The 10,633-nt window shown below is 70.0% G+C and carries 10 protein-coding genes; 4 read left to right on the top strand and 6 right to left on the bottom strand.

What is annotated here, in order from left to right; all coding sequences use genetic code 11:
- Window positions 1–1,519, top strand: a 1,519-nt coding sequence (aceB, locus tag ACS04_RS21730; protein ID WP_048478412.1) for a malate synthase A, incomplete at its 5' end; no start/stop codon positions are given.
- A gap of 332 nt (window positions 1,520–1,851) precedes the next feature.
- On the top strand, window positions 1,852–3,042 hold the full coding sequence (locus ACS04_RS21725; RefSeq protein WP_398024702.1) for a GDSL-type esterase/lipase family protein: 1,191 nt from the start codon (window positions 1,852–1,854) through the stop codon (window positions 3,040–3,042).
- 83 nt (window positions 3,043–3,125) lie between these two features.
- Here ACS04_RS21725 and ACS04_RS21720 read toward each other — a convergent pair whose 3' ends face one another.
- Window positions 3,126–3,722: a TetR/AcrR family transcriptional regulator gene (locus ACS04_RS21720; protein ID WP_048478361.1), complete on the bottom strand. Its 597-nt coding sequence runs from the start codon at window positions 3,720–3,722 to the stop codon at window positions 3,126–3,128.
- 113 nt (window positions 3,723–3,835) lie between these two features.
- Here ACS04_RS21720 and ACS04_RS21715 point away from each other — a divergent pair, with 113 nt between their 5' ends.
- Together ACS04_RS21715 and ACS04_RS21710 are read left to right on the top strand one after the other, a co-directional pair.
- The gene (locus tag ACS04_RS21715) at window positions 3,836–4,645 is read left to right on the top strand and encodes an SDR family NAD(P)-dependent oxidoreductase (protein WP_053080877.1); all 810 of its coding nucleotides are present in this window, start codon (window positions 3,836–3,838) and stop codon (window positions 4,643–4,645) included.
- A gap of 80 nt (window positions 4,646–4,725) precedes the next feature.
- Window positions 4,726–5,343 carry a 3'-5' exonuclease gene (locus ACS04_RS21710; protein WP_048478410.1) on the top strand — a complete coding sequence of 206 codons (618 nt, stop codon included), beginning with the start codon at window positions 4,726–4,728 and terminating at the stop codon, window positions 5,341–5,343.
- A gap of 124 nt (window positions 5,344–5,467) precedes the next feature.
- Here the strand turns inward: ACS04_RS21710 and ACS04_RS21705 are convergent, their stop codons facing one another.
- The 5 genes from ACS04_RS21705 to uraD form a co-directional block, all read right to left on the bottom strand.
- On the bottom strand, window positions 5,468–6,865 hold the full coding sequence (locus ACS04_RS21705; protein WP_078865098.1) for a nucleobase:cation symporter-2 family protein: 1,398 nt from the start codon (window positions 6,863–6,865) through the stop codon (window positions 5,468–5,470).
- Window positions 6,866–7,197: 332 nt separating this feature from the next.
- Window positions 7,198–8,601, bottom strand: coding sequence for an 8-oxoguanine deaminase (locus ACS04_RS21700; protein ID WP_048478358.1), 1,404 nt, complete (start codon window positions 8,599–8,601; stop codon window positions 7,198–7,200).
- A gap of 196 nt (window positions 8,602–8,797) precedes the next feature.
- Window positions 8,798–9,721, bottom strand: a complete 924-nt coding sequence (pucL, locus tag ACS04_RS21695; protein ID WP_048478357.1) for a factor-independent urate hydroxylase — start codon at window positions 9,719–9,721, stop codon at window positions 8,798–8,800.
- A 1-nt stretch (window position 9,722) separates the two neighbouring features.
- Complete coding sequence (gene uraH / locus ACS04_RS21690; RefSeq protein WP_048478356.1) at window positions 9,723–10,112, bottom strand: hydroxyisourate hydrolase; 390 nt, start codon at window positions 10,110–10,112, stop codon at window positions 9,723–9,725.
- Window positions 10,113–10,114: 2 nt separating this feature from the next.
- Window positions 10,115–10,633 carry a 2-oxo-4-hydroxy-4-carboxy-5-ureidoimidazoline decarboxylase gene (gene uraD, locus ACS04_RS21685; RefSeq protein ID WP_048478355.1) on the bottom strand — a complete coding sequence of 173 codons (519 nt, stop codon included), beginning with the start codon at window positions 10,631–10,633 and terminating at the stop codon, window positions 10,115–10,117.

The following is a 10,633-nucleotide window of genomic DNA, read 5'->3' as shown; positions in this document are numbered from 1 at the left end:
ACTCCACCGGCGGTTCACGCCCCGCCGCGACGAGCTGCTCGCCCGCCGCGCCGAGCGCCGCGCCGAGATCGCCCGCACCTCCCACCTCGACTTCCTCCCGGACACCGCACAGGTCCGCGAGGGCGACTGGAAGGTCGCGCCGGCGCCGGCCGCGCTGAACGACCGCCGTGTGGAGATCACCGGTCCCACCGACCGCAAGATGACCGTCAACGCCCTGAACTCGGGCGCCAAGGTCTGGCTCGCCGACTTCGAGGACGCCTCCGCCCCCACCTGGGAGAACGTCGTCCTCGGCCAGCTCAACCTGATCGATGCCTACGAGCGCCGCATCGACTTCACGGACCCGCGCACGGGCAAGTCGTACGCCCTGAAGCCGGCCGAGCAGCTGGCGACCGTCGTGATGCGCCCGCGCGGCTGGCACCTGGAGGAGCGCCACCTCCAGATCGAGGGCCGCCCGGTCCCCGGCGCGCTGGTCGACTTCGGCCTGTACTTCTTCCACAACGCCAAGCGGCTCATCGAGCTCGGCAAGGGCCCGTACTTCTACCTGCCGAAGACGGAGTCGCACCTGGAGGCGCGCCTCTGGAACGAGATCTTCGTCTTCTCGCAGGACTACGTCGGCATCCCGCAGGGCACGGTCCGCGCGACCGTCCTGATCGAGACCATCACGGCCGCGTACGAGATGGAGGAGATCCTCTACGAACTGCGCGACCACGCGGCGGGCCTGAACGCGGGCCGTTGGGACTACCTGTTCTCGATCGTGAAGAACTTCCGTGACGGCGGCGGGAAGTTCGTCCTTCCGGACCGCAACGCGGTGACGATGACGGCCCCGTTCAGGCGGGCGTACACCGAGCTCCTGGTCCGCACCTGCCACAAGCGCGGCGCGCACGCCATCGGCGGCATGGCGGCCTTCATCCCGTCCCGCAAGGACGCCGAGGCCAACCGGGTCGCCTTCGAGAAGGTCAAGGCCGACAAGGACCGCGAGGCGGGCGACGGCTTCGACGGTTCCTGGGTCGCCCACCCCGACCTGGTCCCGATCGCGATGGCCTCCTTCGACGCCGTCCTCGGCGAGAAGCCGAACCAGAAGGACCGGCTGCGCGAGGACGTCTCGGTGGCGCCCGGCGAGCTCATCGCGATCGACTCGCTCGACGCGAAGCCGACGTACGAGGGCCTGCGCAACGCCGTCCAGGTCGGCATCCGCTACATCGAGGCCTGGCTGCGCGGCCTGGGCGCGGTCGGCATCTTCGGCCTGATGGAGGACGCGGCCACCGCCGAGATCTCCCGCTCGCAGATCTGGCAGTGGATCAACGCTGGCGTCGTCTTCGAGAACGGCAAGACGGCCACCGCCGACCTCACCCGCGAGATCGCCGCCGGGGAGCTGGCCGCGATCCGCGCCGAGATCGGCGAGGAGGCCTTCGCGGCCGGGAAGTGGCAGCAGGCCCACGACCTCCTCCTCCAGGTCTCCCTGGACGCGGACTACGCGGACTTCCTCACCCTCCCGGCCTACGACCAGCTCGTCGGCTGACCAGCCCGACCGACCCGCACAGCGGCCGGACTCCCACCTCCGCCCCCAGGCCCCAGGCCCGGGGGTGGAGGTGTTTTCGCGTACGGGCGGCCACGGGCCTCGGCGCGGCGGCCGCAGCCCGGCGCCGGCGGCCGAACTCGACCGCGGAAGCGGAACGTTGAGGGCCCGAACGACCGGTCGGTCGTTACGTCATCGTAATCTGCGGCTACCTAGCGGTAACAACGTGCCGCATGTCACCTTTCCGATGCCACCGGCCGGCGGTACCCCCACTTTCCCAGCCATGCACCGGAGTTCTCTTCGGCATCGCCATGGCCGACCGCAGGAGTTCCGCCGTGATCGGATTCCGCACCGCCAGCAAGGACCGGACCCTCAGTCGAGCGCGACGACTCGCCGGGGCCGGGATGGTTCTGCCGCTCGCCGTCGGCGCTCTGCTCGCCGGCTCCGCGGGGACCTCCGCGGCCAGCCCCGGGACCGGACCCACCGCCGTGGTGTCCATGGGCGACAGCTACATCTCCGGCGAGGCCGGCCGCTGGAAGGGCAACAGCCTGACCAACAGCGGGAACCGGACCGGCACGGACCGCGCGTGGGTCTCGGGGAACGCCTACGACCCCGCCAAGGTGTACGGCAGCACCGCCGGGGGATGCCACCGCTCCGACTCCGCCGAGGTCCAGAGCGCCGGGGCCATCGCGGACGTGGCCGTGAACCTGGCCTGCTCCGGGGCGACTTCCGAGAACGTCTTCCGCGCCGCCAGCGGCGGCGTCGCCTTCAAGGGCGAGGCGCCGCAGGCCGATCAGCTCGCCGCCGTGGCCCGCGCGAACAACGTCAAGGTCATCGCCCTGTCCATCGGCGGCAACGACCTCGGCTTCGCCGACATCATCAAGGACTGCGCCCTCGACTTCGCCCTGTGGGGCTCGTACTGCTACGACGACCAGCAGTACGGCGTCGACGAGAAGATGGACGGGGTGATGGCGAACGTCGGCAAGTCCGTGGACGAGGTCCGCGCCGTGATGCGGACCGCCGGGTACACCGACTCCTCGTACCGGATCGTGCTCCAGTCCTACCCGTCGCCGATCCCGCGCGGCGCCGAGAACCGGTACCCGCAGAGCGACTGGAGCCGGCTCAACACCGGAGGCTGCCCGTTCTGGAACCGGGACTCGGACTGGGCGCGTGATTCTCTCGTGCCGCAGATCGCCGGGCGCCTCAAGGCGGTCGCCGCCGCCAAGGGCGTGCAGTTCCTGGACCTGCGGGACATGATGCAGGGCCGCGAGGTGTGCGCGAAGGCCAGCAAGCAGGTGAGCAGCTCGGCGCCCGCGTCGGCGAAGACGAGCGAGTGGGCGCGCTGGATCGACAGCAGCGAGACGCAGGGGCTCGTCCAGGAGTCCATGCACCCGAACCACTTCGGCCAACTGGCGCTCGGGCGCTGCCTGAACCTCGCCGTGGCCCAGCCCGCGAACTCCGCCTCCAGCTGCAAGAACACCGCCGGAGCGGATCACACGGGCATGTTCCTGGCGTCCGCCCCCTGAGCCCTCGCTCCCGGTCCGGGGCGCCCGCGGTGACCTGCGCGGGCGCCCTTTCGCGTACGGCCGCACGCGCGGGAAGGGCGCCGTCAGCCGCGTACGGCGGCCAGCGCCTCGTCGTACAGGGTCGCCAGGTCGGCGCTGCCGCCACTGCGCACCCAGGCCTCGGTGGCGGCGTCCACGCAGGCGAAGACGGTGGCGGTCACGGCCGCGGCGCGCACCTGCGGGAGCGGGCCCTCCCCGGCGGGCATCCGGGCCGTCACCGCGGGCTGGACCAGCTCCTGCCAGCGCAGCCGCTTCTGCGTGTAACGGGCGCGCAGCGGCGGGGTGTCGAAGATCAGCGTCGTGATCTCCAGCAGCTTCCCCGGTTCGCCGTGCGCCTCCATGAGCACCTCGAAACCGGCGCGCAGGGCCTCCCACGCGGTGGCCGCGGCGGGCTGGGCCTCCACCGTCGCGCGCAGCAGCTCGCCCAGCTCCTCCTGCTCCCCGCAGACGATGTCCTCCTTGGTGCCGAAGTACCGGAACAGCGAGCGCTGGGAGATCCCCGCCTCCTTGGCGATCTGGGCGATGGTCGTGGCCTCGTACCCCTGCTCGGCGAAGAGCCGCATGGCCGTGTCGAAGATGCTCGCCACCACGGCCTGCCGGGAGCGGTCCCACAGGCTCGGCTGCGTCGCGGTTGTCCCCATCGGGCCAGCATATAGGCGGACCGCCAGCCTGGACCTTGCTGCCCGCTTGGCAGTCACTGCCAAGCGGGCATACAGTGATGCCCAGTCGTTGTCATCCGAGGGCAGGAGCCACTGTGAACGCGGTCGATTACCGGGGCCGGACCACCCTGATCACCGGTGCCAGCTCGGGCCTGGGCGCCGAGTTCGCGCGCCGGCTCGCGGCACGGGGGTCCGACCTCGTTCTCGTCGCCCGCCGGGAGGACCGCCTCAAGGCGCTCGCCGCGCAGCTGTCGGCGGCGCACGCCGTCAAGGTCGAGGTGATCGCCATGGACCTGTCCGTCGAGGGCTGCGGCGAGCTGCTGGCCGCCGAGGTCGAGCGGCGCGGGATCACGGTGTCCAGCGTCGTCAACAACGCCGGCTTCGGCACGTACGGGCGCTTCCACCTGGAGGACCCGCAGCGGCTGCGGCAGGAGGTGGCCCTCGACGTCATGGCCGTGGTCGACATCAGCCGCGCCTTCATCGGCCCGCTGCGCAGCCGCGGTGAGGGGGTGCTGGTCAACGTCGCCAGCGTGGCGGGCTACCAGCCCGTCCCGAACATGGCCGTGTACGGCGCCGCCAAGGCCTTCGTCCTGAGCTTCACCGAGGCCCTCTGGCAGGAGTCCCGCTCCACCGGCCTGCGCGTCCTCGCGCTCTCGCCCGGCGCGACGAAGACGGAGTTCTTCGAGGTCGTCGGCTCGGAGGACGCCGCGAGCGGCACCAAGATGCAGACCTCCGAGCAGGTGGTGCGCACCGCGCTGAAGGCACTGGACCGGCGCAATCCGGCGCCGAGCGTGATCTCCGGAACCATGAACCGCGTCATGGCCTTCAGCGGCCGGCTCGCCAGCCGCCGCACGGTCGTGAAGATGGTGGACCGGATGTCCTCGCCGCGGAGGGCAAGCGTGTAGAGGGGCCCGGGGGCGCGGACGGGATCCGGCGCCCGGTAAACCGGATGATCGCAGCGGCGGCGGACCGGCATCATCTGCTCATGCCCACCCGTACCGCACGCCCCAGCCTATACATCTCCGTCGACGTCGAGGCCGACGGCCCGATCCCCGGCCCGTACTCGATGATCAGCTTCGGGGCCGCCGTCGCGGGGCGGCAGGACGGCGCTTCGTATACGGCCGCGGACCCCGAACGGCACACCTTCTACCGGGAACTGCGGCCGATCAGCGACCGCTACGTGCCCGAGGCGCTCGCCGTCAGCGGGCTCGACCGCGACCGGCTGCTGCGCGAGGGTGCCGAACCGGCGGCGGCCATGGCCGAGTTCCGCGCCTGGGTACGGGAGGTCAGCGCCGAGGCCGGGGCCCAGCCCGTGATGTGCGGCTACCCGGCCGCCTTCGACTGGACGTTCCTGTACTGGTACTTGATGAGCTTCGGCGGCGAGAGCCCCTTCGGGCACTCCGGCTGCCTCGACATGAAGACCCTGTACGCGACGAAGGCGCGCGTCCCGCTGCGCGCGGCGGTCAAGGGCCGGATGCCCCGCGAACTGCTCTCCGCCCGCCGCCACACCCACCACGCGCTCGACGACGCCATCGAGCAGGCGGACCTGATGAGCAACCTGATGCTCTGGGCCCCTGCAGCCGCCGGCGGCGGAACCGGCTGACACCGCGGGCACGGGCGGGTACGCGACGACGGCCGGTGCGGACGCCACACCCGCAGTGGGTGGCGTCCGCACCGGCCGTCGCCGACCGGCCCGGCCCGGTGCGGGTCCCGTCCCGGGCCACCGGTCAGTGCACCGGGACGGCTTCCGGGGCGGTTTCCGGGGCGGCGGCCCCGGCGCGCCGGGCGCCGAAGTGGTTGAACGCCAGGTTCAGCGCGATGGCCACCACGCAGCCCGTGCTGATGCCCGAGTCCAGGACGACCAGCAGGTCCTTCGGGAAGGCGTGGTAGAACCCGGGCGCCGCAATCGGGATCAGGCCGATGCCCACCGAGGCGGCGACGATCAGGGCGTTCTCGCCCTTCTCCATGGCCGCACCCGCCAGGGTCTGGATTCCGCTCGCCGCGACCGAGCCGAAGAGCACGATGCCCGCTCCGCCGAGCACGGGCAGCGGGACCACTCCGATGACGGAGGCCGCCATCGGGCACAGCCCCAGCAGGATCAGGATGCCGCCGCCCGCGGCGACGACGAACCGGCTGCGCACCTTGGTCATCGCCACGAGCCCGATGTTCTGCGCGAAGGCACTGCACATGAAGCCGTTGAACAGCGGGCTGAGGGCGCTGCCGAGCGTATCGGCGCGCAGCCCGCCCTCGATGGTCTTCGCGTCCGCCGGACGGCCCACGATCTTGCCGAGCGCGAGGATGTCGGCGGTGGACTCCGTCATGCACACCAGCATCACGATGCACATCGAGATGATGGCGGCGACCTGGAACTGCGGCGCGCCGAAGTGGAACGGGGTCGGGAAACCCACCAATGAGGCGTTCTTGACGGCGTCGAAGCTGGTCATCCCGAGCGGGAGCGCGATCAGCGTGCCCGCCACGAGGCCGAGCAGGATCGAGATCTGCTGGAGGAAGCCGCGCAGGAACTTGCGCATCACGAGGACGATGAGGAGGGTGACGGCGGCCATGCCGATGTTCTTCATCGAGCCGTAGTCGGTGGCGGTGCGGTTGCCGCCCTGCGACCAGTTGAAGGCCACCGGCAGCAGGGAGACGCCGATCAGGGTGATGACCGTACCGGTGACGACCGGCGGGAAGAAGCGGACCAGCTTCCCGAAGTACGGGGCGGCGAGGAAGCCGACGACCCCGGCGACGATGATCGCGCCGAAGATGACGGGGATGGCGTCCACCCCCTCGCCCTTGCCTATGGCGATCATCGGGGTCACTCCGGCGAACGAAACGCCGTTGACGAAGGGGAGCTTGGCGCCGATCTTCCAGAAACCGAGGGTCTGGAGGAGGGTGGCGAGGCCGGCGGTGAAGAGCGAGGCGCCCATCAGGAACGCCGTCTCGGTCGCGGAGAGTCCGACGGCAGGGCCGACGATCATGGGCGGGGCCACGACACCCGCGTACATGGCGGCCACGTGCTGGAGGCCGCTCGTGAACATCTTCAGAGGAGGCAGGGTCTCGTCGACCGGGTGCTTCTCCTCCGGTACTGCGACTGCATCTTTGCGAAACCTGGGCGTGTGGGCCACGGCTTCCTCCGGTCGGGTAACACGTCGGCAGGGACGTGGGTGTCTTGGAGGTGGTGCGAACGCTGTGCGAGTCGAGCCGGTATGGAGTTGTGGGTGGTGCGTGGTGTGCGTGTGCGGGGGGGGACTTCTTGCTCAGGAGGCACAGAAACGATTCGCCCAAACCGTTCCGGCCACGCGGTGGCATGGGTGGCGCGCGAGCAGTGGCACGAGTCACCGCCCCCGGGAACGCCCTCGGAAGAACCTCGGGCGCTTCCCGGGAACGGCTGCCGCGGACCCCGCTCGGGTCCGCGGCGACCGGTCGGGGGCCGTCCCCCCCGACCGGACTCCAGGGGTCAGCCCTGCGCGGTGATGCGCGCCAGGCGCTGGGCCTCTTCACGGGTGGACACCGCGATGGCGTCCTCGTCGGCGAAGAGGAGCCGGTTGTTCTCGACGATCTGCTTGCCGTTGACGAACGAAGCCGTCACCGGGGCGGCCGCACCGAAGACGAGCGCGGTCACCGGGTCGGCGATCGAGGAGTGCAGGAAGGTGCTGACGTTCCAGAGCACCAGGTCGGCGCACTTGCCGGCCTCCAGCGAGCCGATGTTGCCGGCGCGGCCGAGGACCTGGGCGCCGCCGTACGTACCGAGGCGCAGGGCCTGGCGGGCATTGAGGGCGGCCTCGCGGTGGACCGGGTTCAGGCGGTTGATCAGCAGCGCGTTGCGCAGCTCGGTGTGCAGCTCGCCGGACTCGTTGGAGGCGGTGCCGTCCACGCCGAGGCCGACCGGTACGCCGGCGGCCAGCATGTCCGGGACGCGGGCGATGCCGGCGGCCAGCCGGGCGTTGGAGGACGGGCAGTGCGCCACACCGGTCTTGGTGCGGGCGAACGCGGCGATGTCGGAGTCGTTCATGTGGACGCTGTGCGCCATCCACACGTCCTCGCCGAGCCAGCCCGTCGACTCGAAGTAGTCGGTCGGGCCCATGCCGAAGAGCTCGTGGCAGAACTTCTCTTCCTCGACGGTCTCGCTGCCGTGCGTGTGCATGCGCACACCGAGGCGGCGGGCCAGCTCGGCGCCCTGCTTCAGCAGCTCGGTGGAGACCGAGAAGGGGGAGCAGGGGGCGACGGCGACCTGGGTCATCGCGTCGAAGGAGGCGTCGTGGTACTTCTTCACGGTCGCCTCGGTGTCGGCGAGCGCGCCTTCCAGGGTCTCGACCGCGTGGTCCGGCGGCAGGCCGCCGTCCTTCTCGCTGCGGTCCATGGAGCCGCGGGCGAGGGTGAAGCGGACGCCCATCTCGGAGGCGGCGCGGATGATCGCGCCGGAGAGGTCGCCGGCCCCCTTGGGGTACACGTAGTGGTGGTCCATCGCGGTGGTGACACCACCGCGGGCCATCGCGGCGAGGGAGCCCTGGGCGGCCGAGTAGGCCATCTGCTCGTCGATGCGCGCCCACGTCGGGTACAGCGCGACGAGCCAGTTGAAGAGGTTGTGGTCGGTGGCCAGGCCACGCGTGATCCACTGGTAGAAGTGGTGGTGCGTGTTGACCAGACCGGGGGTCACGAGGTGCCCGGTGCCGTCGATGCGGCGGACGACGTTGTCGAGGTTCTCGGGGGCCTTGCCCGCGCCGATGGACTCGATCTTGTTGCCGGCGATGACGATGTGACCCGAGGCGTACTCGGTGTCGTTCGCGTCGACGGTTGCGATCGCACAGTTCTCGATGACGATGCGCTCTACTGCGCCGTCCTGGGCTGCCGATGCTGCCATGGGACTTCCTCGTGCTTTCAGTGGCGGTGCGGGCACGGCAAAACCCAGGGGATTTGAGTGCCGGAGCCGGGGGCCTGACAGCTGACAGTACTGTCGCCCCGTTGGTTGCGTCCGGGTGCCGATTCTGGAAGTGGAGGGCGTGTCGCGCGCCGTCCCGGGGCCACTGCGGAGCCCCGGGACGCGACGCTCACCGCGCTCAGAGGTTGGTCATGTCCACGGGGATGCGGGCGTCCACGCCGTCCCGCAGGATCGTGGCCTCGATCAGACCGTAGGGACGGTCCGCGGCGAAGTAGACCTCGTTGTCGTTCTTGAGGCCGAAGGGCTCCAGGTCGACCAGGAAGTGGTGCTTGTTCGGGAGCGAGAAGCGGACCTCGTCGATCTCCGAACGGTGGTTGATGATGCGCGAGCCCATCTGGTACAGGGTCTGCTGCAGCGAGAGGGAGTAGGTCTCGGCGAAGGCCTGGAGCATGTGCTTCTTGGTCTCGGCGTAGGACTTCTCCCAGTTGGGCATCCGCTGCTCGTCGTCGGTCCAGTTGAAGCGCCAGCGACCCGACACCTGGGTGGCCAGGATGCGGTCGTACGCCTCCTGCAGGGTCGTGTACTTGTCCTTCACGTAACCCCAGAACTCCGAGTTGGTGGAGTTCATGACGATCAGGTCCTTGAGGCCGGAGATGACCTCCCAGTTCTGGCCGTCGTACGTGATCTGGGTGACGCGGGTCTCCATGCCCTTGCGGACGAAGGAGTGGTTCACCTCGTCGGAGCCGATGAACTTGGAGTTGGCGTCCGAGGTGGCGATCCGGTCCCAGGCGTACTCCTCGATCCGGATGCGCGCCTTCTGGATCGGCTCCTGGCTGTTCACGAACCAGCGCGCCAGGTGGATGCCGAACTGCTCGGCGGACTCGATGCCGTACTCCTTGGCGAACGCGTACACCGTGTTCTTGGTGGTGTCCGTCGGAAGGACGTTGGCGTTCGAGCCGGAGTAGTGGACGTCGTCCATGTCGCCGGAGAGGGCGACCGAGACGTTCAGGTCCTTGATGTGGTGGGTGTCGCCGTCCCGCGTGATCTTGACGACGCGGTTCTCTGCTTTGCCGTACTGGTTCTGGCCCAGAATCGTGGCCATGCTAGCTCCCTCGGTAAACGGAGTAGCCGAACGGGTTGAGCAGCAGCGGTACGTGGTAGTGCTCGCCCGGGTTCACCGCGAAGGTGATCGTTACCTCGGGGAAGAACGCACCGCTGTCCCTTACGCGGGGGGCGTCCTGCTGCGCCTCGGCTTGCTTCTTGGAGAAGTACGTCTCGGTCTCGAAGTCGAGACGCACGTGGGTGGTGCCCTCCGGCAGCGCCGGCAGGTCCTTGCATCGCCCGTCCGCATCGGTGGCGGAGCCGCCCAGGGCCGCCCACTCGCCGTCCAGGCCCGTACGGGCGGACAGGGAGATGGCGACGCCCTCGGCGGGGCGTCCGATGCTGGTGTCCAGGATGTGCGTGGACACCGACGCGGTGGTGGCGGTGCTCATGCTCACGCTCCTTCTTCTGCGAGTTCGACGAGGCGGGTCAGACGGATCTTGTTGATCTTGACGAGCTCGCCGCGGGCGATTTCCCGCTCCTGCTCCGGCGAGTTCTCGATCCGGACCCTGACCGCGTCCCGCATGAACTCACCGGTCGCACCGGTGGCGCAGATGAGGAAGACGTGGCCGAACTTCTCCTGGTACGCCAGGTTCAGTTCGAGGAGCTCGTTCTTGAGCTCCTCCGAGGCACCGGCCATGCCGCGCTGCTCGCGGGCGGAGGTCGGGTCTCCGGGCTTCGGCCGGCCGATCGGCGCGTGGCCTGCCATCGCCTCGGCCAGGTCCTCGGCGGTGAGCTCCGCCATGGCGGACTCGTTGGCCGAAAACAGGGCTTCGGGGCCGGCGAAGGGGCGCTGGGCGAGCAGCTTGCTCCCCCATGCCGAACTGGCGCACACCTCGTGCAGCTCGGCCGTGGCCGCACTGTCGTCCAAGGCGTTGAACCGGGTGAGACCCGGGGTCGGACTCGAAGTCAC

The sequence above is a fragment of the Streptomyces roseus genome (genome assembly GCF_001044425.1).
Taxonomy (GTDB): domain Bacteria; phylum Actinomycetota; class Actinomycetes; order Streptomycetales; family Streptomycetaceae; genus Streptomyces; species Streptomyces roseus.
This window is presented reverse-complemented; position numbering and strand designations above follow the sequence as displayed.